This window comes from Agromyces sp. NPDC058126 (assembly GCF_042884595.1).
Taxonomy (GTDB): Bacteria; Actinomycetota; Actinomycetes; order Actinomycetales; family Microbacteriaceae; genus Agromyces.
The window spans coordinates 92,725-114,155 of the sequence record NZ_JBHVTS010000003.1; the positions used below are offsets into that span (position 1 = coordinate 92,725).

General features: G+C 71.5%; 17 protein-coding genes and 1 pseudogene. 14 read left to right on the forward strand and 4 right to left on the reverse strand.

Going from position 1 to position 21,431, the window contains the following annotated elements:
* Nucleotides 1–39 precede the first annotated feature (39 nt).
* The 4 genes from dnaE (at nt 40) to ACFVTR_RS09455 (ending at nt 6,506) form a co-directional block, all read left to right on the forward strand.
* A complete protein-coding gene (dnaE, locus tag ACFVTR_RS09440; protein ID WP_387037736.1) occupies nt 40–3,507 on the forward strand; it encodes a DNA polymerase III subunit alpha in 3,468 nt (1,155 codons plus the stop codon).
* Between the two features lie 47 nt (nt 3,508–3,554).
* Nucleotides 3,555–4,862, forward strand: a complete 1,308-nt coding sequence (gene hisD, locus ACFVTR_RS09445; protein ID WP_387036765.1) for a histidinol dehydrogenase — start codon at nt 3,555–3,557, stop codon at nt 4,860–4,862.
* A 77-nt stretch (nt 4,863–4,939) separates the two neighbouring features.
* Nucleotides 4,940–5,413 (forward strand): transcriptional regulator NrdR, encoded by a 474-nt coding sequence (gene nrdR / locus ACFVTR_RS09450; protein WP_376944837.1) that lies wholly within the window; start codon nt 4,940–4,942, stop codon nt 5,411–5,413.
* 37 nt (nt 5,414–5,450) lie between these two features.
* Nucleotides 5,451–6,506, forward strand: coding sequence for a quinone-dependent dihydroorotate dehydrogenase (locus ACFVTR_RS09455; protein ID WP_387036767.1), 1,056 nt, complete (start codon nt 5,451–5,453; stop codon nt 6,504–6,506).
* A 48-nt stretch (nt 6,507–6,554) separates the two neighbouring features.
* Here the strand turns inward: ACFVTR_RS09455 and ACFVTR_RS09460 are convergent, their stop codons facing one another.
* Nucleotides 6,555–7,610 carry an App1 family protein gene (locus ACFVTR_RS09460; protein ID WP_387036769.1) on the reverse strand — a complete coding sequence of 352 codons (1,056 nt, stop codon included), beginning with the start codon at nt 7,608–7,610 and terminating at the stop codon, nt 6,555–6,557.
* A gap of 105 nt (nt 7,611–7,715) precedes the next feature.
* Between ACFVTR_RS09460 and ACFVTR_RS09465 the strand changes: the two genes are divergently transcribed.
* The 5 genes from ACFVTR_RS09465 to ACFVTR_RS09485 all read left to right on the forward strand — a co-directional run bounded on the left by ACFVTR_RS09465 (nt 7,716) and on the right by ACFVTR_RS09485 (nt 11,649).
* Complete coding sequence (locus ACFVTR_RS09465) at nt 7,716–8,378, forward strand: TetR family transcriptional regulator (RefSeq protein WP_387036771.1); 663 nt, start codon at nt 7,716–7,718, stop codon at nt 8,376–8,378.
* A gap of 103 nt (nt 8,379–8,481) precedes the next feature.
* A complete protein-coding gene (locus ACFVTR_RS09470; RefSeq protein ID WP_387036772.1) occupies nt 8,482–9,294 on the forward strand; it encodes an ABC transporter ATP-binding protein in 813 nt (270 codons plus the stop codon).
* Nucleotides 9,291–9,986 carry an ABC transporter permease gene (locus ACFVTR_RS09475; protein WP_387036773.1) on the forward strand — a complete coding sequence of 232 codons (696 nt, stop codon included), beginning with the start codon at nt 9,291–9,293 and terminating at the stop codon, nt 9,984–9,986. The genes ACFVTR_RS09470 and ACFVTR_RS09475 overlap by 4 nt, the downstream gene beginning before the upstream one ends.
* A complete protein-coding gene (locus tag ACFVTR_RS09480; RefSeq protein ID WP_387036775.1) occupies nt 9,983–10,726 on the forward strand; it encodes an ABC transporter permease in 744 nt (247 codons plus the stop codon). The genes ACFVTR_RS09475 and ACFVTR_RS09480 overlap by 4 nt, the downstream gene beginning before the upstream one ends.
* Nucleotides 10,723–11,649 carry an ABC transporter substrate-binding protein gene (locus ACFVTR_RS09485; RefSeq protein WP_376944851.1) on the forward strand — a complete coding sequence of 309 codons (927 nt, stop codon included), beginning with the start codon at nt 10,723–10,725 and terminating at the stop codon, nt 11,647–11,649. Before ACFVTR_RS09480 ends, ACFVTR_RS09485 begins: the two co-directional genes overlap by 4 nt.
* A 154-nt stretch (nt 11,650–11,803) precedes the next feature.
* Here ACFVTR_RS09485 and ACFVTR_RS09490 read toward each other — a convergent pair.
* The 3 genes and pseudogenes from ACFVTR_RS09490 to ACFVTR_RS09500 all read right to left on the reverse strand — a co-directional run.
* Nucleotides 11,804–12,472 (reverse strand): annotated as a pseudogene (locus tag ACFVTR_RS09490) (DedA family protein); the annotation flags it as partial.
* A gap of 34 nt (nt 12,473–12,506) precedes the next feature.
* Complete coding sequence (locus ACFVTR_RS09495; protein WP_387036777.1) at nt 12,507–13,448, reverse strand: M56 family metallopeptidase; 942 nt, start codon at nt 13,446–13,448, stop codon at nt 12,507–12,509.
* A gap of 2 nt (nt 13,449–13,450) precedes the next feature.
* Nucleotides 13,451–13,825 (reverse strand): BlaI/MecI/CopY family transcriptional regulator, encoded by a 375-nt coding sequence (locus tag ACFVTR_RS09500; RefSeq protein ID WP_022890145.1) that lies wholly within the window; start codon nt 13,823–13,825, stop codon nt 13,451–13,453.
* A 90-nt stretch (nt 13,826–13,915) separates the two neighbouring features.
* Between ACFVTR_RS09500 and ACFVTR_RS09505 the strand changes: the two genes are divergently transcribed.
* From ACFVTR_RS09505 to pabB, 5 genes are all read left to right on the forward strand, one after another.
* Nucleotides 13,916–15,328: a cytochrome ubiquinol oxidase subunit I gene (locus ACFVTR_RS09505; RefSeq protein WP_387036779.1), complete on the forward strand. Its 1,413-nt coding sequence runs from the start codon at nt 13,916–13,918 to the stop codon at nt 15,326–15,328.
* A gap of 14 nt (nt 15,329–15,342) precedes the next feature.
* Nucleotides 15,343–16,347, forward strand: coding sequence for a cytochrome d ubiquinol oxidase subunit II (gene cydB / locus ACFVTR_RS09510; protein ID WP_387036781.1), 1,005 nt, complete (start codon nt 15,343–15,345; stop codon nt 16,345–16,347).
* A 10-nt stretch (nt 16,348–16,357) separates the two neighbouring features.
* Nucleotides 16,358–18,043: a thiol reductant ABC exporter subunit CydD gene (cydD, locus tag ACFVTR_RS09515; RefSeq protein ID WP_387036783.1), complete on the forward strand. Its 1,686-nt coding sequence runs from the start codon at nt 16,358–16,360 to the stop codon at nt 18,041–18,043.
* Nucleotides 18,036–19,757 (forward strand): thiol reductant ABC exporter subunit CydC, encoded by a 1,722-nt coding sequence (cydC, locus tag ACFVTR_RS09520; RefSeq protein ID WP_387036785.1) that lies wholly within the window; start codon nt 18,036–18,038, stop codon nt 19,755–19,757. The genes cydD and cydC overlap by 8 nt, the downstream gene beginning before the upstream one ends.
* Nucleotides 19,758–19,931: 174 nt before the next feature.
* A complete protein-coding gene (gene pabB / locus ACFVTR_RS09525; protein WP_387036787.1) occupies nt 19,932–21,401 on the forward strand; it encodes an aminodeoxychorismate synthase component I in 1,470 nt (489 codons plus the stop codon).
* Nucleotides 21,402–21,431: the final 30 nt, after the last annotated feature.

The following is a 21,431-nucleotide window of genomic DNA, read 5'->3' on the forward strand; positions in this document are numbered from 1 at the left end:
GATTCATTCGTCCACCTGCACGTGCATTCCGAGTACTCGATGCTCGACGGAGCGGCCCGGGTGGGCGAGCTGATCAAGGCGGCGCAGGGCGAGGGCATGCCCGCCGTCGCGGTCACCGACCACGGCAACGTGTTCGGCGCCTACGACTTCTGGAAGCAAGCGACCGACGCCGGCATCAAGCCGATCATCGGCACCGAGGCGTACATCACCCCGGGCACCGCACGCGGCGACAAGACCCGGGTGCGCTGGGGCAGCGGCGGCGGCGACGACGTCTCGGGCTCGGGCGCGTACACGCACATGACCCTGCTCTCCGAGACGACCGAGGGCATGCACAACCTCTTCCGGCTCTCGAGCCGCGCGTCGATCGAGGGCTACTACTTCAAGCCGCGCATGGATCGCGAGCTGCTCTCGACGTACTCGAAGGGGCTCATCGCGACGACCGGCTGCCCGTCGGGCGAGGTGCAGACGCGGCTCCGGCTCGGGCAGTACGACGAAGCGGTGAAGGCCGCGGCCGATTTCCGCGACATCTTCGGAAAAGAGAACTACTTCGCCGAGATCATGGATCACGGCCTCGGCATCGAGCGCCGGATCATGGAGGACCTCCACCGGCTCGCGAAGGACCTCGGCCTGCCGCTCGTCGCGACGAACGACCTGCACTACACCCACGCCGACGACGCGAAGAGCCACGCCGCGCTGCTGTGCGTGCAGTCGGGCTCGACGCTCGACGACCCCAACCGGTTCAAGTTCGACGCCGACGAGTTCTACCTGAAGACCGCGGCCGAGATGCGGCACGTCTTCCGCGATCACCCCGAGGCGTGCGACAACACGCTGCTGATCGCCGAGCGCTGCGACGTGCAGTTCAACACGAGCGCCAACTACATGCCGCGATTCCCGGTGCCGACCGGCGAGAGCGAAGAGACCTGGTTCGTGAAGGAGGTCGACCGGGGCCTCGCCCAGCGCTACCCCGATGGGATCCCCGCCGACGTGCGCAAGCAGGCCGACTACGAGGTCGGCGTCATCCTGCAGATGGGCTTCCCGGGGTACTTCCTCGTCGTCGCCGACTTCATCAACTGGTCGAAGGAGCACGGGATCCGCGTCGGGCCGGGCCGTGGCTCGGGTGCGGGCTCGATGGCCGCGTACGCGATGAAGATCACCGATCTCGACCCGCTGCAGCACGGGCTCATCTTCGAGCGGTTCCTGAACCCCGACCGCGTCTCGATGCCCGACTTCGACGTCGACTTCGACGAGCGTCGCCGCGGCGAGGTCATCAAGTACGTGACCGAGAAGTACGGCGAGGAGCGCGTCGCGCAGATCGTCACCTACGGCACCATCAAGGCGAAGCAGGCTCTGAAGGACTCCGGGCGTGTGCTCGGGTTCCCCTTCTCGATGGGCGAGAAGCTCACGAAGGCGATGCCGCCTGCGGTCATGGGCAAGGACATCCCGCTCACCGGTATCTTCGACAAGAACCACCCGCGCTACAAAGAGGCCGGCGACATCCGGGCGATCGTCGAGACCGACCCCGAGGCCCGCACCGTGTTCGACACGGCGCTCGGCCTCGAGAACCTGAAGCGCCAGTGGGGCGTGCACGCGGCCGGCGTCATCATGTCGAGCGATCCGCTGATCGACATCATCCCGATCATGAAGCGCGAGCAGGACGGCCAGATCGTCACGCAGTTCGACTACCCCGCGTGCGAGTCGCTCGGCCTCATCAAGATGGACTTCCTGGGGCTGCGCAACCTCACCATCATCGACGACGCGCTCGACAACATCGAGGCGAACCGCGGGTTCCGCCCCGTGCTCGAGGACCTCGCCCTCGACGACCCCGAGGCGTACGCGCTCCTCTCACGCGGCGACACGCTCGGCGTGTTCCAGCTCGACGGCGGGCCGATGCGCGCCCTCCTGCGCCTCATGAAGCCCGACAACTTCGAGGACATCTCGGCCGTCATCGCCCTGTACCGCCCCGGCCCCATGGGTGCGAACTCGCACACCAACTACGCGCTCCGCAAGAACGGACTGCAGGAGATCACGCCCATCCACGCGGAGTTCGCGGAGTCGCTGAAGGACATCCTCGACACGAGCTACGGCCTGATCATCTACCAGGAGCAGGTCATGGCGATCGCGCAGCGCGTCGCCGGCTTCTCGCTCGGCCAGGCCGACATCCTCCGTCGTGCGATGGGCAAGAAGAAGAAGTCCGAGCTCGACAAGCAGTACGAGGGCTTCTCGAACGGCATGAAGGCGAACGGCTACTCCGAGGAGGCGATCGGCAAGCTCTGGGAGATCCTGCTGCCGTTCTCCGACTACGCCTTCAACAAAGCGCACTCCGCCGCGTACGGCGTGCTGAGCTACTGGACGGCGTACCTCAAGGCGCACTTCCCGGCCGAGTACATGGCGGCCCTGCTCACGAGCGTCGGCGATGCGCGCGACAAGCTCGCGCTCTACCTCAACGAGTGCCGCCGGATGGGCATCAAGGTGCTGCCGCCCGACGTCAACGAGTCGATCGGCTTCTTCGCGGCCGTCGGCGACGACATCAGGTTCGGTCTCGGCGCTGTCCGCAACGTCGGCTTCAACGTCGTCGACGCGATCCGCGCAGCGCGCGACGAGAAGGGGCGCTTCGAGTCGTTCCACGACTTCTTGAAGAAGTCGCCCCTGCCGGTGGCGAACAAGCGCACCGTCGAGTCGCTCATCAAGGCCGGGGCCTTCGACTCGCTCGGGGCGACCCGGCGGGCGCTCGTCGAGATCCACGAGGGTGCGGTCGAGTCGGCGGTGGGGGAGAAGCGCGTCGAGGCGACCGGTCAGGCCGGCTTCGACTTCGACTCGCTGCTCGCCGAGCACGAGGAGGCGCCGCCGTCGCTCGTGCCCGACCGGCCCGAGTGGGCCAAGCGCGACAAGCTCGCCTTCGAGCGCGAGATGCTGGGGCTCTACGTCTCGGACCACCCGCTCGCCGGGCTCGAGGCGCCGCTCGCCAAGCACGCCTCGACGACGATCACCGATCTCATGGGCTCGGACGCCACGCAGGACGGCGACACCGTGACGATCGCCGGTCTCGTGACGAGCGTGCAGCACCGCGTCGCGAAGGCGTCGGGCAACCAGTACGGCATGATCCAGGTCGAGGACTTCTCGGGCGAGATCACGGTCATGTTCATGGGCAAGGCGTACCAGGAGTTCGCCCCGGGCCTCCAGGCCGACTCGATCGCCGTCGTGCGAGGGCGGGTCAGCATGCGCGACGACGGCATGAACCTGCACGCGTACAGCGTGTTCACCCCCGAGCTGGGCCAGGGCGACGAGAGCGGTCCGGTGATGATCTCGCTGCCCGAGCAGCGGGCGACGACCGAGACCGTCACCGCGCTCGGCGACGTGCTCATCAGGCACCGGGGCGACACCGAGGTGCGCCTGAAGCTCGTCCGGGGGCGCAGCGCCCGGGTGTTCGAACTGCCGTACCCCGTGAAGGTGAGTGCCGACTTCTACGGTGAACTGAAGAGCCTGCTCGGGCCGAACTGCCTCGTGTGACGCCCGCCCGACGGAGGCGCACGGGCGCTCGCTAGGCTTGATGGGCCATGCGTACCATCGACCTCCGCGGAACCCGCCCCTCCACGACCGAGCTGCTCGCGCTCGTCCCTCGCGCCGCGACCGACGTCTCGGCCGCGCTCGAGCCCGCTCGCGCGCTCATCGACGCCGTTCGCGAGCATGGCGAGTCCGCACTCCTCGACCAGGCCGAGCGGTTCGACCGGGTGCGGCCGTCGTCGGTGCGGGTGCCCGCCGAGGAGCTCGAGGCGGCCCGCGACGCCCTTGCGCCCGAGATCCGCAACGCCGCCCTCCGCACCATCGAGCGCGTGCGCGCCGCCAGCGCCGCACAGGTGCCGGCGCCCGAGCGCACGGTGCTCGGCGACGGCGCGGTCATCGAACAGCGCTGGCAGCCCGTCTCCCGGGTGGGCCTGTACGTGCCGGGCGGCAAGGCCGTCTACCCGTCGAGCGTCGTCATGAACGTCGTGCCGGCGCAGGCCGCCGGCGTGCGTTCGATCGCCCTCGCCTCGCCGCCGCAGGCGGAGTTCGGCGGGCGGGTGCACCCGACGATCGCGGGCGTGGCGGCGCTGCTCGGCATCACCGAGGTCTACGCCATGGGCGGCGCGGGTGCGATCGGCGCCTTCGCCCACGGCGTGCCCGATCTCGGCCTCGAGCCCGTGCAGCGCGTCACCGGCCCTGGCAACGTCTTCGTGGCCGCCGCAAAGCGGCTCGTGCAGGGCGTGACCGGCATCGACGCCGAGGCCGGGCCCACCGACATCCTCGTGATCGCCGACGACGCGGCCGACGCCGACTTCGTGGCCGCCGACCTCGTGAGCCAGGCCGAGCACGACGAGCTCGCCGCCTCGGTGCTCGTCACCGACTCGGCCGAGTTCGCCGCACGGGTCGTCGCCCGCCTCGAGGCCCGCGCCGACGCGACGAAGCACCGCGAGCGGGTGCGGCAGGCGATCGAGGGGGTGCAGTCGGCCGTCGTGCTCGTCGACGACCTCGAGCAGGCCGCCGACTTCGCCAACGCCTTCGGCGCCGAGCACCTCGAGATCCAAGTGCGCGACGCCGACGCGGTGCTCGCGCGCATCGAGAACGCCGGCGCCATCTTCGTCGGCCCCTACTCGCCGGTGAGCCTCGGCGATTACGCGGCCGGCTCGAACCACGTGCTGCCCACGGGCGGCCAGTCGCGGTACGCGGCGGGGCTCTCGGCTGCGACCTTCCTGCGGCCGCAGCAGGTCGTGCGCTACGACGAGCAGGCGCTCCGCGAGGTCGCCCCGGTCATCGCGGCCCTGTCGGCCGAGGAGGACCTGCCGGCGCACGGCGAAGCGGTCACCGCACGTTTCGAGCGGGCGTGATCGGGTGATCGTCCCGGCCAGCGGGACGCCCGGTCGTCGGCGCCGCACCGCGCACCGCCGCTAGGCTGGGTGGCACCATGTACTGCCCGTTCTGCCGCCACCCCGATTCGCGCGTCATCGACTCCCGCACGAGCGACGACGGGCTCTCGATCCGTCGCCGTCGCCAGTGCCCCGAGTGCGGCAGGCGGTTCTCGACGACCGAGACGGCGAGCCTCGTCGTGATCAAGCGCAGCGGCGTCGTCGAGCCGTTCAGCCGCGAGAAGGTCGTGCTCGGCGTGAAGAAGGCGTGCCAGGGCCGCCCCGTCACCGACTCCGACCTCGCGGTGCTCGCCCAGAAGGTCGAGGAGACGATCCGTTCGACGGGCGCCTCGCAGATCGAGGCGAACGACATCGGCCTCGCGATCCTGCCCCCGCTGCGCGAGCTCGACGAGGTCGCCTATCTCCGTTTCGCGAGCGTCTACCAGGCGTTCGACTCGCTCGACGACTTCGAATCGGCGATCGAGCTGCTCCGCGAGGAGCACGGCCGACTGCCCGCACGACCGGTCGAGTGACGCGGCGGGGTGCCGCGACCGGTACCCTGAATCCGGCATGTATCGACTTCTCTTCTCCGCGTTCCTCTCCAAGCTCGATCCCGAAGACGCGCATCACCTCGCATTCCGGGTGATCAAGGCGCTGCCGACGCTCGGCGTCGGGCGGGTGGTCGAGCGGTTCACCGCGCCCGACCCCTCGCTCGCGGTCGAGGCGCTCGGCCTGCGGTTCCCGTCGCCGTTCGGCGTCGCCGCCGGATTCGACAAGGACGGGTACGCGGTGCTCGGCCTCGGCAACCTCGGCTTCGGCCACGTGGAGGTCGGCACGATCACGGCGATCGCACAGCCGGGCAACGAGCGCCCGCGACTGTTCCGCCTCGTGCAGGATCGCGCGCTCGTCAACCGCATGGGCTTCAACAACGGCGGCGCGGATGCCGCGGCGGGCCGCCTCTCACGGCTGTCGCGCCGCACGCACCGCCCGGTGCTCGGCATCAACATCGGCAAGAGCCGCGTCACCGCCGTCGAGGACGCGGTCGGCGACTACGAGCGCAGTGCGAAGCTGCTCGCCCCCTACGCCGACTACCTCGTGGTCAACGTCAGCTCGCCGAACACGCCGGGCCTGCGCGGCCTGCAGGAGCTCGACGCCCTCGCGCCGCTGCTCGAGGCCGTGCGCGCCGCGAGCGGCACCACGCCGCTCCTCGTGAAGATCGCCCCCGACCTCGACGACGCCGAAGTGGTGCGCATCTGCGAGCTCGTCGTGCGCCTCGGCCTCGACGGGCTCATCGCCACGAACACGACGATCTCCCGCGAGGGGCTCCGCACGGACGCGTCCGTCGTCGAGGCGATCGGCGACGGTGGTCTCTCGGGTGCGCCGCTCGCCGCTCGCTCGCTCGAGGTGCTGAAGCTCGTCCGGCAGCACGTGCCGGCGGAGCTCTGCGTGATCTCGGTCGGCGGCGTCGAGACCGCGGCCGACGTGCAGGACCGGCTCGACGCCGGTGCGACGCTCGTGCAGGGCTACTCGGCGTTCATCTACCGGGGCCCGCTGTGGGCGCGGCAGGTCAACCGCGGGCTGGCGGCGTTCCGCCGTTCGCGCGTCTCGGCGGTCGCCGCGAAGTAGGCGGCGCGGCCGACTCGGTTCGTCCGGCGGGACGCGTCGTCGGCGCGCTCAGACGACGCCGACCTCGGCCAGCCGGTCGGCGATGGTCGACCCGTCGCTCGCCGAGACCCACGGCACCTCGGTGCCGTGCTCCTCGGCCTTGGTGCGACCGCCGGCGAGCACCGCCTCGCCCGTCGAGAGGCGCCGGATCGCGATCGCCTCGACCCGCCCGGGGTGCTCCGCGGCGAACTGCGCGTAGAGCTCCTCGTCGTGCTGTCCGTCGTCGCCGATGAGCAGCCACCGCACGTTCGGGAACTCCTCGGCCAGGCGCCGCAGGTTCTCGTGCTTGTGCTCGCGCCCGCTGCGGAACCAGCGGTCGTGCGTCGGGCCCCAGTCGGTGAGGAGCAGGGGGCCTGCGGGGTAGAGGTTGCGGGAGAGGAAGCGCGTCAGCGTCGGCGCGACGTTCCAGGCGCCCGTCGAGAGGTAGATGACCGGCGATCCCGGGTGCGAGCGGGCGAGGCGCTCGAAGAGCACGGCCATGCCGGGCGTCGGGATGCGGGCGTGCTCGTCGAGCACGAAGGTGTTCCACGCGGCGACGAGCGGCCGGGGGAGCGCCGTCACCATCACGGTGTCGTCGACGTCGGAGATGATGCCGAACTCGACGTCGGGGCCGACGATGCGGATGGGCGCCTCGACGGGGTTCGCGCCCTCGGTGCTGAGCGTCGCGCGGTGCCAGCCGGGCTCGAGCGACACCGGCACGGTCGTGTCGACCACGCCGCCCCGGTCGGCGAGCACCTCGATGCGTTCGCCGCCGATCTCGATCACGACGGGAACGTCTCCGACGGGCACGCTCGTGAAGCTGCGCCATCCGCGGATGCCCTGTTCGCCGCGACGACGGCGACGCTTCGACGCCTCGGGCGGGATCGGCTTGTGCAGCAGCACCCGGCAGAACACGCGGACCCACTCGGTCGAACCGTAGCCGGTGTACGGGACCACGGTCGGGATGTGTCCGCGACGTCGGGCCCAGCGCGATCGGACGTCGTGGATCCAGTCTTCGATGCGCGCGGCACGATGCCGGACCTGGCGCTCTCGGGATCCGGCCGGGGTGGGGGAGCTCGCCGGCATCCACTCAGTCTGTCATGCGAGCGGCCCGGGTCGCGAAACGGCCGCGATCGGTACGGCGGGTCGTTCGCCGCCCGATAGAGTGGTCCGAGCAACTGAGGAGGTTCCGTGCCGAACATCGACCTGATCCTCGGGGCCGATCCGAGCCGGAGGCGCTCGGTCCGCACCGAGCCGACGCAGCGTCGCTCGAGCCAGCGTCTCGACGCGCTGCTCGACGCCGCCGCCGAGATCGTCGACGAGTCGGGCTTCGAGCGGCTGACCACGCAGATGGTCGCCGAGCGCGCCGGGGCCTCGATCGGCACGGTGTACCGCTACTTCCCCGACCGCGTCGCAGTGCTGTACGCGCTCCGCGAGCGATCCGTCCGCCGATACCGCGAGCGCGTCGCCGACGACATGGAGGGCATCGAGCTCGAGTCGTGGTGGACGGTCGTCGAGACGGCGCTCGAGGCGTGCGCCACGATGTACCGCGACGAACCCGGTTTCACCGTCGTGCACGCGGCGCAGCGCGAGCTCGCCGAGGACGACATCGAGCCCGAGTTCGCCCACCGCATGGCCCGCCTCATCGAGGCCGAGTTCGGCGACGAGTCCGATCGGGCCGAGCTCCGTTTCCGCCTCGGCGTCGGGATGGAGATCGGCGACGCACTCATCAGCCGCGCCTTCGAGCGCAGCCCCGAGGGCGACGAGCGGTATCTCGCCGAGGCGAAGCGCCTCGTGCACGACTACCTCGCCGAACACCTCGGCTCGGTGCTCGCGGAGGTCGACGCGGCCTGAACCGGCTCGCGACGCGCGGCGTCAATCCGTTGCCCTGCGGCGCGATCGGTGTTTGGCTTGAGCCTGCACATCGAGCGAAGGCCGACGACGGGATGAAGCCAGCATGATCGAGTTCCGCGGCGTCTCCAAGCGCTTCCCCGACGGCACCCTCGCGGTCTCGGGGGTCGACATCGTGATCCCGCCGCGGAAGACCACGGTCCTCGTCGGCTCCTCGGGCTCCGGCAAGACGACGCTGCTCCGCATGATCAATCGCATGGTCGATCCGAGCGACGGGCAGGTGCTCATCGACGGCACGGATGTCTCGACCCTCGAACCCGTCGCGCTCCGACGGAGCATCGGCTACGTGATGCAGAACTCCGGGCTCCTGCCGCACCGCAAGGTGATCGACAACGTGGCCACCGTCCCGATCCTCCGCGGCACCCGCAAGCGCGAGGCGCACGCCAGGGCGCTGGAGCTCCTCGACACCGTCGGGCTCGACCGGGCGCTCGCCGACAAGTATCCGAGCCAGCTCTCGGGCGGGCAGCAGCAGCGCGTCGGCGTCGCGCGCGGCCTCGCCGTCGACCCGAACATCCTGCTGATGGACGAGCCGTTCGGCGCGGTCGACCCCATCGTCCGCTCCGAGCTGCAGCAGGAGCTGCTTCGACTGCAGGGCGAGCTGGGCAAGACCGTCGTCTTCGTCACCCACGACATCGACGAGGCGTTCCTTCTCGGCGACCAGGTCGTCATCATGCAGCAGGGCGGGCGGATCTCGCAGGCCGCGTCGCCCGCCGAGATCCTCGCGCATCCCGCCGACGACTTCGTCGCCGACTTCGTCGGCGCCGATCGGGGCAAGCGCGTGCTGCACCTCCGCGACGTCGACGGGCGGCAGGTCGTCGTCGACGGCGACGGGCGCGCGGCGGGAGTGCTCGCCTCGTGACCTGGCTCTGGTCGAATCTCGACCTGGTCGGCGAGCTGAGCCTCGTGCACCTGGCATTGTCGGTGCCCGCGATCATACTGAGCTTCGTGGTCTCCGTCCCGATCGGCTGGCTGGCGCACCGGTACCGGTGGTCGCGCGGCGTGCTGCTCACGCTCTGCGGGCTGCTCTACGCGATCCCGTCGCTCGCGCTGCTCATCGCGCTGCCGGTGTTCACCGGTCTCGGCGTGCGGTCGCCCGCGAACCTCGTGATCGCCCTGACCCTCTACGGCATCGCCGTGATCGTGCGCACCGCCGCCGACGCCTTCGACGCGATCGACCGCGACGTGCGCCAATCGGCGACCGCGGTCGGCTACGCGGCGTTCGGCCGCTTCTGGGCCGTCGAGCTCCCGCTCGCCGGGCCGGTGCTGCTCTCGGGGCTCAGGGTCGTCATCGTGAGCACCGTGAGCCTCGCGACGATCGGCGCCGTGATCGGGGTGCCGAGTCTCGGCAGCCTCTTCACCGACGGGTTCCAGCGCGGCATCCAGGCCGAGATCGCGACCGGCATCGTCGCGACGATCCTGCTCGCCCTCCTGCTCGACCTGCTCGCCGTGCTGGCGGGCCGGATGCTCATGCCGTGGACGAGGGTCGGGGCGGCGCGCCGTTCCTCGGCGACCGCACCCACCGCTCCCGCGGCGGAGGAGGCGCTCTCGTGAACCTCGTCGCGGACGGCATCGCCTGGATCCTCGATCCGGCCAACTGGCAGGGGGCGGGCAGCATCCCCGAGCGCATCGCCCAGCACCTGCTGCTCTCCCTCGTGGTGCTCCTGGTGGCCTCGGCGATCGCCCTGCCCACCGGCGCGGTGATCGGGCACACCGGGCGCGGCAAGCAGCTCGTCGTGATGGTCTCGGGCGGCTTGCGCGCGCTGCCGACGCTCGGCGTCCTGACCCTCTTCGGGCTCTGGCTCGGCATCGGGCTCGCGGCCCCGGTGATCTCGCTGGTCATCCTCGCCGTGCCGCCCCTGCTCGCCGGAGCCTACGCGGGCTTCGAGTCGGTCGACCGGCGCACGATCGACGCGGCGCGTGCGATGGGCATGCGCGAGCGCGAGATCGTCGGCGGCGTCGAGCTGCCGCTCGGCCTGCCGATCGTCGTCGGCGGCGTGCGCTCGGCGGCCCTGCAGATCATCGCCACGGCGACCCTCGCGGCGTATGTGGCGGACGTCGGCCTCGGGCGGCCGATCTTCCAGGGGCTCAAGACCCGTGACTACGGCGAGATGCTCGGCGGCTCGATCCTCGTGATCCTGCTCGCCCTCCTCGTCGACGGCGCGTTCGCACTCGCGCAGCGCCTCGTCGTGCCCGCCGGCGTGCGGGCGACCCGAACTCGTGAACTCCGCTCGCGTCCGGCCCGGCCGCGAACGGTCGTGGGGCGACCCATCCATGAAGGGAACAGGCAATGATCACAGCAGGAAAAGGCCGACTCGTCGCGCTGGCGGCGGTCGCGGTCGGGGCGACAGTGGCCCTGGCAGGGTGCGCGTCGGGCGACCCGCTCGACAGCGGATCGGGTGAGACCGACGGCGGTGGCGAGACGCTCGTCGTCGGCTCGCAGGACTACTACTCCAACGAGATCATCGCGCAGATCTACGCCCAGGCGCTCGAGGCGAACGGCTTCACGGTCGACCTCCAGCCCCGCATCGGGCAGCGCGAGGTCTACATGCCCGAGATCGAGAGCGGCGCGATCGACGTCTTCCCCGAGTACACGGGCAACCTCCTCCAGTACTACGTGCCCGACACCACGGCGACGACCGCCGACGACGTCTACGCCGAGCTCGAGGGCGCGCTGCCCGAGGGCCTGCGCGTGCTCGACCAGTCGTCGGCCACCGATCAGGACTCGTACAACGTCACGAAGGAGTTCTCGGAGACGAACGGCGTGACGAGCCTCGCCGACCTCGCGAAGGTCGAGACGCCGCTGACGCTCGGCGGCAACTCGGAGCTCGCCACCCGGCCGTACGGGCCCGACGGCCTGAAGTCGGTGTACGGCGTCGACGTCGCGTTCACGCCCATCGAGGACAGCGGCGGGCCGCTCACCATCAAGGCCCTCCAGGACGGCGCGGTGCAGCTCGTGAACATCTACAGCGCCAACCCGGCGATCTCCACGAGCGACCTGGTCACCCTCGAAGACCCCGAGGGGCTCTTCCTCGCCTCGAACGTCGTTCCCGTGGTGAGCGAGAAGGTCGACGACGAGGCCGCCGAGGTGATCAACACGGTGAGCGCCGCGCTCACCGCCGCCGACCTGGTCGCCCTCAACGCACTCAGCGTCGACGAGCAGCAGTCGGCCGAGCAGATCGCCAGCGACTGGCTCGCCGAGCAGAGCCTGTTCTGAGCGGGGTCGCGGCCGACTAGCGGTCGGCGTCGCGTTCCGAGGGGTCGGATGCCGAGGCATCCGGCCCCTCGTCGTGCCGGGAGACGCGCGCGGGCGCCGGCGACGTCGCCGGCGCTCCCTCGCGGGTGAAGTCCGCCGGAGTGCCCACGGCGGTGTCGAGCGCACCGGAGTCATCGGCGGCCTCGGCCGCCTCCATGTGCTTGGCCTCGGAGCGCACGATGAGCTTCTTGGCGCCCCACACGACGAGGAGGAACAGCGCGATGACGGCGACGAAGATGTAGCCCGCCCAGTGCAGCTCGCGGCTGAGTTCGCGATAGCTGCCCGCGGCGGCCCAGCCGACCGAGACGTAGGCGAAGGCCCAGATGACGCAGGCGGGCGCCGTCCAGGCGATGAACTTGCGGTAGCGCATCGTGCTCATGCCGACGGTCAGCGGGATGAGCGAGTGCAGCACGGGCAGGAAGCGCGAGATGAAGATCGCGGGACCGCCGCGGCGATCGAGGTAGCGCTGTGCGCGATGCCAGTTCTCCTCGCCGAGCTTCTGACCGAGGCGCGAGTGGAGGATGTGCGGGCCGAACCAGCGTCCGAGGCCGAACCCGATGCTCTCGCCGATCAGCGCGCCGACGATGACCGTGAACGTGAGGCCGAGGTACTCGCCGACACTGTCGACCGCGGTCGCGGCGACGAGCACGATGGTGTCGCCCGGAACGACGAGGCCGATGAGCACGCTCGTCTCGAGCATGATGCCGAGGCCGGCGAGGAGCGTGCGGGCGACCGGGTCGACCGCCTGCACGGTGCTCAGGATCCAGTCGAGGATCTCGTTCATCGTTCGAGCGTAACCGGGGGCGGGCGCCGTCGCGTCACCCTGCGGGATGATCCGCCAGTACCGCGGAATAGGCCGCGAGCGGGACGAGGAGGAGGAGCGCGGAGACGCCGAGCACGATCGCGCGCGGCATCGCCGACGACGAGGATGCCGCGGGCACGACGCCGAGCCGGTCGAGTCGTGCCTCGAGCATGTCGGCGTCGGCGATGACGGAATCGTCGCCGTAGCCGCCCGGCCCGCCCTCGCCGACGACGAGGAGCGCCCCGCGGAGCGCGTCGTCGCCGGCCGCGCGCCGGGCGCGGTCGTCGGCGAGCATCTCGGCGAGGAGGATGACGGAGCGCTCGGCCCGGTTCGCGATCGGGAACCACGGCAGCGCGCTGTGCCAGGCGCGGAACGCGAGGAGCACCAGGTGGTGCAGCTGGTCGAGGTGTGCGCGTTCGTGCGCGATGACGGCGGCGAGCTCGTCGGGCGAGAGCGCGTCGATGAGGCCGTCGGTGAGCACGGTCGCCGTGCGGATGCCGGGCACGCAGTAGGCGAGCGGCGCGGGGTGGGCGAGCACCCGGGTGTGCGGCTGGCCCGGCATCGGGTCGCCGAGGAGGGAGACGAGCTGGTGCTGGCGGCGCCGCTCGCGCTCGGCGCGCACCGCCGTGAGTGCGAGGTTCAGGGCGAGGTGCACGGCGAGCCCGGCCGCCAGGGTGATCGCGGCGAGGTGCACGACGCCGAACTCGGGCGGGATCGGGCCCGTGAAGAGCGCGGGCACGAGCGCATGCCAGGCGCCGAGGAGCGAGCCGGCCGGGGAGGCGCCGAAGACGAGCAGGCAGCCGATCATCGAGACGCCGCCGGCGATGGCGATGGCCTGCCAGAGCGCCAGGGCGACGGCGGGGGAGCGCGCGGGCCACCCCGCGCGCGAGAGCACCAGCGGGATCGGCCACGCGAGCGTGAGCGCGAGGGCGCCGAGCCCCACGGCGACGGCGACCACGGTCAGCGTCGGACGAGCTCGTCGAGGAGGCGCCGGAGGGTCGCCGCCTCGCCGTCGCTCACGGTGCCCACGAATCGGGCCAGTGCGGCGTCGCGGTCGCTCGAACGGTCGAGCACCTCGTGCATGAGCTCGGCGGTGTGCTCCTCGCGGGAGAGCAGCGCCTGGTAGCGGTGGGGGCGGTGCTCGCGGGTGCGGCTCACGAAGCCCTTGCGCTCGAGTCGTGAGAGCACGGTCAGCACCGTGGTCGTCGCGACCGTGCGCCCGCTCTCGCCGTCGCGCATCGCGAGCGCGTCGCGCAGTTCGTTGGCCGAGAGCGCGGCGTCGCTCGACCAGAGCACCTCCATCACGGAGCGCTCGAGATCTCCGAGACTCGCCATGCCACCAGACTACCGCCGATCTCCGATTTGTTCTACGCTTCGTAGAAGAACGTCGCTTCGGCGTTCTCTCCGTGTGAAAGAGGCATCCGTGTGAATGAGTTGCTCGACCCGCTGCTGCTCGCTCGATGGCAATTCGGTCTGACGACCGTCTACCACTTCCTGTTCGTCCCGATCACGATCGGACTCGCGACCACCGTCGCGGTCTTCCAGACCGCCTGGTTCCGCACCGACAAGGTCGAGTACCTGAAGATCACCCGCTTCTTCGGCAACCTCTTCCTCATCAACTTCGCCATGGGCGTCGTCACCGGCATCGTGCAGGAGTTCCAGTTCGGCATGAACTGGTCGGAGTACTCCCGCTTCGTCGGCGACGTGTTCGGCGCCCCGCTCGCCCTCGAGGGCCTGCTCGCCTTCTTCTTCGAGGCGACCTTCATCGGCCTCTGGATCTTCGGCTGGGACAAGCTCCCGCGCGGCATCCACCTCGCGACCATCTGGTGCACCGCCGTCGGCACGATCGTGTCGGCGTACTTCATCCTCGCGGCGAACGCCTTCATGCAGAACCCCGTCGGCTACGAGATGAACGCCGAGAAGGGCCGCGCCGAGCTCGTCGACATCGGGGCGCTGCTCACGAACCCCGTGGCCCTCGCCGCGTTCCCGCACACGATCGCCGCGAGCTTCATGGTGACCGCCGGCCTCATCATCTCGGCCGCCGCCTGGCACCTCGCCCGCAACCAGCACCTCGACACGATGCGCCCCGCGCTGAAGTTCGGCCTCTGGACGATGGTCGGCGCCGGCATCCTCACGACGATCTTCGGCGATCAGCTCAGCCTCGCGATGGTGGCCACGCAGCCGATGAAGATGGCGGCCGCCGAGGCGACCTACGACACCGTCTGCGGCGCCGATGCCTCCTTCTCCCTGTTCACGCTCGGCACGCCCGACGGCACGAGCGAGCTGTTCTCGATCCGCGTCCCGTATCTGCTGTCGCTCCTCTCGACGCACTCCTTCGACGGCTGCGTCGAGGGCATCAACGACCTGCAGGCGCAGTACACCGAGCTCTACGGCCCCGGCGACTACGCGCCGACCATCTGGGTCACCTACTGGGCGTTCCGCTGGATGATCGGGCTCGGCATGGTCCACGTCCTCGTCGCGGTCGTCGGCCTGTGGCTCACCCGCAAGGGCCGGATGCCGAAGCAGCGCTGGATCTGGAAGGTCGCGATCTGGAGCTTCCCGCTCTCGCTCGCCGCCATGAGCGTCGGCTGGGTCTTCACCGAGATGGGGCGCCAACCCTGGATCGTGTTCAGCCTCCTGCCCACCGAATCGGCCGTCTCGCCGAACGTCACCGGGCTCGACGTGCTCATCTCCCTGATCGCGTTCACGCTCGTCTACGGTGCGCTCGCGGTCGTCGAGGTGCGGCTGATCCTCCGGGCCATCAAGAAGGGCCCACCCGAACTCGGCGAACCCGACCCCGAGTCGGGCCGCATCGAACCCGCCACGACGGTCTACTGAAAGGAGGAGGACAAGTGGATCTCCCCACGCTCTGGTTCTGGATCGTCGCGTTCCTCTTCGTCGGCTACTTCGTACTCGACGGCTTCGACTTCGGCGTCGGCATGTCGCTGCCGTTCCTCGGCAAGGACGACACCGACCGCCGAGTGCTCATCAACACCATCGGCCCCGTCTGGGACCTCAACGAGACCTGGGTGATCGTCGCGGGGGCCGCGCTCTTCGCGGCGTTCCCCGAGTGGTACGCGACGCTCTTCTCGGGCTTCTACCTCGCGCTCCTGCTCATCCTGCTCGCGCTCATCGTGCGCGGCGTCTCGTTCGAGTACCGCCACCAGCGCCCCGAGTCGCAGTGGAAGGGTCGCTTCGACCTGATGATCGTGATCGGCTCGGCGGTGCCCGCGCTGCTCTGGGGCGTCGCGTTCGCGAACATCGTGCAGGGCGTGCCTCTCGACGCCGACCACAACTACACGGGCACCCTGTTCGACCTCCTGAACCCGTACGCCCTGCTCGGCGGGCTCACGACCCTCCTCCTCTTCTTCACGCACGGCGTCGTCTTCGTGTCGTTGAAGACGGAGGGCGAGCTGCGGGAGCGGGCGCGCCGCCTCGCGGTGCGCTCGGGGATCGTGACGATCGTCGTGGCCGCGTCCTTCCTGCTGTGGACGGGGCTCGCGTTCGGCACGTTCTGGTTCTGGATCCTCGCGGCGGTCGCCGCGGTCGCGCTCATCGGCGGCTGGCTCGCGAACCTGCGGGGCGCCGAGGGCGTCGCGTTCACGCTCATGGCCGCGACGATCGCCGCGGCGGTGTTCGCGCTGTTCGCGGCGCTGTTCCCCGGCGTCATGCCGGCCTCGAACGACCCGGCGAACAGCCTCACGATCGAGAACGCCTCGTCGACGACGTACACGCTCACGTTCATGAGCTGGGTCGCGCTGATCTTCCTCCCGCTCATCCTCGCCTACCAGGGGTGGACCTACTGGGTCTTCCGCAAACGCGTGAGCCGGTCGACGATCGAAGCGGCGACCCACTGAGCCGGCTCGCGTGAAACCTCTCGACCCCCGGCTCGTGCGCCGCTCGCGCGCCGCCCGCGGCTTCCTCGTCGCGGGCGGTGCGCTGGCCGTCGTGCAGGCGGCGGCGATCATCGCGGTGGCCTGGTCGATCGCGACCCTCGTCGTCGGCCTCATCGAGGGCATGCCGATGGACGCCGCCTGGCCGGCCCTCGCCGTGCTCGTGGGCGCCGCGTGCGTGCGGGCGCTCGCGAGCTGGGCGTGGGAGCTCGTCGGCACGACGGGCGCCCAGCGGGTCAAGCGCGAGCTCAGGGCCGAACTGCTGGCCGCGCTCGAGCGTCGCCCCGGCGGCATCGCCGGCTTCTCGTCGGCGCGCATCGCGACCCTGCTCGGCCCGGGCCTCGACGCGCTCGACGACTACTTCGGCCGCTACCTGCCGCAGCTCGTGCTCACCGTCGTCGCGACGCCCGCGTGCATCGCGGCGGCGTGGATCGCCGACCCGCTCTCGGGTCTCGTGCTCGTGATCGTCCTGCCGCTCGTCCCCGTGTTCATGGCACTCATCGGCATGGCGACCGAGGCGGTGCAGCGGCGCCAGTGGGAGAGCCTCTCGGTGCTCTCGCGCGGATTCCTCGAGGTCGTCGGCGGGCTGTCGACGCTCATGCTGTACGGCCGGGCGGAGCGGCAGACGCGCCGCATCCGCGAGGTGACCGACGGCTACCGGCGCCGCACGATGAAGGTCCTCCGCATCACCTTCCTCTCGGGCTTCACGCTGGAGTTCGCCGCGAGCCTGTCGGTCGCCCTCGTCGCGGTGTCGATCGGCCTGCGCCTCGTCGCGGGCGACATGTCGCTCGCGCCGGGCCTCTTCGTGCTCGTGCTCGCGCCCGAGGTGTTCCTGCCGCTCCGCAACGTCGGCGCGGCGTTCCATGCCTCGGCCGCCGGGGTGACGGCCGCCGACGACGCGTTCGCGCTGCTCGACGCCGCGGAGGCCGGCTCGGCGGACTCGGGCCCGGCCGCGCCGGTGGCGCCCGCCGCGACGGCCGTGCAGCCCGGCGCTGCCCTCGAGCACGAGGATGCCCCGGCGCCCGCGCCGCACGCCGGCCTCGTCGTCACGGGGCTCCATGTGCGCCGCGGCGACCGCCCCGTGATCGAGGGGCTCGACGCCGTCGTCGCCCGGGGCTCACTCATCGCCGTGACCGGCCCGAGCGGCAGCGGCAAGTCGACGCTCTTCGCCGCCCTCCTCGGTTTCGCGCCGGTCGCGGCGGGGGAGATCGCCTGGGACGGTCGCCCGCTCGACGGTCGCCGTCGCGAGCTCATCGCATGGGCCGGCCAGTCGCCGATGCTCCTCGCCGGCACGGTCGCCGAGAACGTCCGCCTCGGCGACGAATCTGCGGCCCCCGAGCTCCTCCAGCAGGCGTTCGCGGTCGCCGGCGTCGACGTCCCGGCCGAACTCGTGCTCGGTCCGGGCGGCGCCGGCCTGTCCGGAGGGCAGGCGCAGCGGGTCGCGATCGCGCGCGCGGTGCATCGACTGCTCGCGCGGCGGCTGCCGATCCTCCTGCTCGACGAGCCCACCTCGGCGCAGGACGCCGGCCGCGAGTCGGCGCTCGTCGAACGCGTTCGCGCGCTCTGCGACGGGGGCGTCACCGTGCTCGTCGCCACCCATCGTCCGGCGCTCGTCCACGCCGCCGACGACATCATCGAACCGGCGGTGGCCCATGTCTGAAGCACGCAACCCGCACGGCGGGCCCGACACCCGCACGGTGCTCCGCACGAGCATCCCGCCGTTCGCCAGGCTGCTGCCCTCGGTGCTGTTCGGGATCCTGTCGGGCGGTTCGGCCGTCGTGCTCCTCGCCTGCTCGGCGTGGCTCATCGCCCGCGCCGCCGAGCAGCCCCCTGTGCTCTACCTCTCGCTCGCGATCGTCGGAGTCCGAGCGTTCGCCCTCGGCCGCGCGGTGTTCCGCTACCTCGAGCGGCTGAGCGGTCACGACGCCGCGTTCCGGCAGCTCGCCGCGATCCGCGGCGGCATCTTCGAACGGATGCTCCCCGTCGCCCCCGACGGCATCGCCGCGCTCCGGCGCGGTGAGCTGCTGTCCCGATTCGTGGGCGACGTCGACGAACTGCAGAACGTGCCGCTGCGCGCGGTGCAACCCGTCGTGAGTGCGCTCGTCGTGCTGCTCGGCGCGGTGGTCGGGGTGGCGGTGCTCGCGCCCGGTTCGGCCGTCGCCCTCCTCGGATGCCTCGTGCTCGGCGTCGGCGCGACCCTGCTCGTGCAGCGTGCGGTCGCCGCCCGGGCCGAGTCGCGGCTCGCGCCGCTGCGCGGCGAGCTGCAGGCCGCGGTCGTCGATCAGGTGCAGTCGCTCGAGATGCTCGTCGCCTTCGACGCGGCGGCGGCCGGGCGGGCGCGCATCGACGCGCTCGGCGAGCGACTGGCCCGGATGACCCGGGCGAGCGCCTCGGCAGCCGGCGCGGCGGCGGCGATCATGTCGGCGATCGGCGGCATCGCGGTCGCCCTCGCGATCGTGAGCGCCGAGCCGCTCCTCGCCTCCGGACGGATCGACGGCCCGACCTTCGCGGTGCTGTGCCTCGTGCCGCTCGCGATCGCCGAGGTCGCCGCGGCGATCCCGCCCGCGGCGAGCGCGTGGCGGCTCGGCCGGGTGAGCGCCGAGCGTGTCGCGAGCGCCGTTCCCGGACAGGTGCCGGCCGAGATCCCCGTGGCCCCGGCGAACCCGGTCGCGGCACCGGCCGCCGAGCCGGCGCCGGCCATCTCGCTGCGCGGCGTCGCGGCGAGCTGGCCGGGTGCCACCGCCCCGACGCTCGCGGGCCTCGACCTGGAGCTCGCGCCGGGCGAGCGCGTGCTCGTGCGCGGGGAGTCGGGCGCGGGCAAGTCGACGCTCGCACACGTGCTCGTGCGGTTCCTCGAGACGAGCGGTTCGTACCGCATCGGTGGCGTCGAGGCATCCGAGCTCGACCCCGGCGACGTGCGCCGTCTCGTCGGCCTCGTCGAGCAGCGGCCGTGGCTCTTCGACGAGGACGTGCGCCAGAACCTCGTGTTCGCGCGCGACACCTCGACCGATGACGAGCTGCTCGACGTGCTCGACCGGGTGGGCCTGCGCGAGTGGGTGCTCGACCGGGGCGGGCTCGGCGCGCGCGTCGGCGAGCGCGGCTCGCTCGTCTCGGGCGGGCAGGCGCAACGTCTGGCGCTCGCGCGCGCGATGCTCGCCGGGTTCCCCGTGCTCGTGCTCGACGAGCCGACGGCGAACGTCGATCGCAACCGGGCCGACGCCCTGTTGCGCGATCTCCTCGGCGCCGCGGAGGGCGACGGCCGCACGGTCGTGCTCATCTCGCACGTTCCCGTCGACCCGGCGCTCGTCGATCGGGTGGTCACGATCGCCGACGGACGCGCACTCGAGTCGGACACGGCGGGCACCCGCGGCTGAGACGCCGGGGTGACGTGCCCGCTTCCGCCGTCCTCCGGCACTGAGTCGCCCGGCGGGTCGGTGCCGGAGCAACGCTGTGGCCATCCCGCCGGTTTCCGGCCGCGATGGTCGGGAGCGGACTGCCGTGGGGTGGTCGCGCGGCCGACGGCGTGGGCCGCGCCCTAGGCTTGGGGGATGCCCCGTCGAATCCGGTCTCGCGTGCTGCCCTTCTGGCGCGACCCCGCGGCGGTGTTCGGGCTCCGCTACGCCGACGCCGAGTACGTCGTCTGGCTCGACGGCGGCGACGATGCGAGCGGGATGAGCATGCTCGGCCGGGCGCATCAGGCGAGCGAGCTCGTCACCGCGGTGCTCGACGCCGGCGAAGGCGCGACGCTCGGCACGGGCCGCATCGAGACGGTGCGCCCGGTGGCGGACACTCGGACGACGACGGCGACCGTGCGCGAGGGCGCGGTGCTCGATCTGCTCGCCGAAGCGCTCGCGATGCCCGCGGTCGAGCTCGAGCCGGGGGAGCCGGCACCCGGCCCGCTCGGTTGGTTCGGCTGGTTCGGCTACGAGCTCGGCGCCGCGGCCGACGGCGTGCCGGTGTCGCACGCAGAGACGCCCGACGCGGCCTTCCTGTTCGTCGACCGCGCGCTCGTCTTCGACCACGTCGCACGCGAACTGCGGCTCGTCTGGCTCGACTCGGACGACGGGTCCGCGTGGGCCGACGCGGAGGCGACGGCGCTCGGCGAGATGATCGGTGACGACGGCGCGACGACGGCCACGGGGCATCCGCACCGCTCGACCTCGACGACCGCACCGCCAGCCGTGGCGGAATGGCGCCACGACGCCGCCCGCTACGCCGAGCTGATCGAGGCCTGCCAGGCCGCGATCGTGCGCGGCGACGCCTACCAGCTCTGCCTCACGAACCGGGTCGACGTCGACGTGCACCCCGACCCCGCCGCGACCTACCTCGCGCTCCGGGCGACGAGTCCGAGCCACCACGGCGGATTCGTGCGGTTCGGCGAGGTCGCGCTGCTCAGCGCCTCGCCCGAGCAGTTCCTCCTGGTCGAGCCGTCGGGCCGAGTGTCGACGAAGCCGATGAAGGGCACCCGGCCGCGCGACGCCGACCCCGTCCGCGACGCTGAGCTCCGTGCCGAGCTCCTCGCGAGCGACAAGGAGCGCGCCGAGAACCTCATGATCGTCGACCTCATGCGCAACGACCTCGGCCGCATCGCCGAGCTCGGCAGCGTCGGCGTCGAGGGGCTCCTCGAGGTCGAGGAGTATGCGCACGTGCACCAGCTCGTCTCGACGGTGCACGCCCGCATCGCGCCGCCGCGCTCCGTGCTCGACGTCGTGCGCGCCGCCTTCCCGGCGGGCTCGATGACCGGGGCGCCGAAGCACAGCGCGATGTCGATCCTGCACGGGCTGGAGCAGGGGCCGCGCGGAATCTACTCGGGCGCCTTCGGCTACCTCGGCGTCGACGGCGGGGCCGACCTCGCGATGGTGATCCGTTCGATCGTGCTCGCCCCGTCGGGCGCGAGCATCGGCACGGGCGGCGGCATCACGGCGCTCTCGGTGCCGGCGGAGGAGATCGAGGAGACCCGGGTGAAGGCCCGCGCCCTCCTCGCGGTGCTCGGCGCGGCATCCACCCCCGCCGAGTGACTAGGCTGGATACCCGAGTGCGCCGTGCTC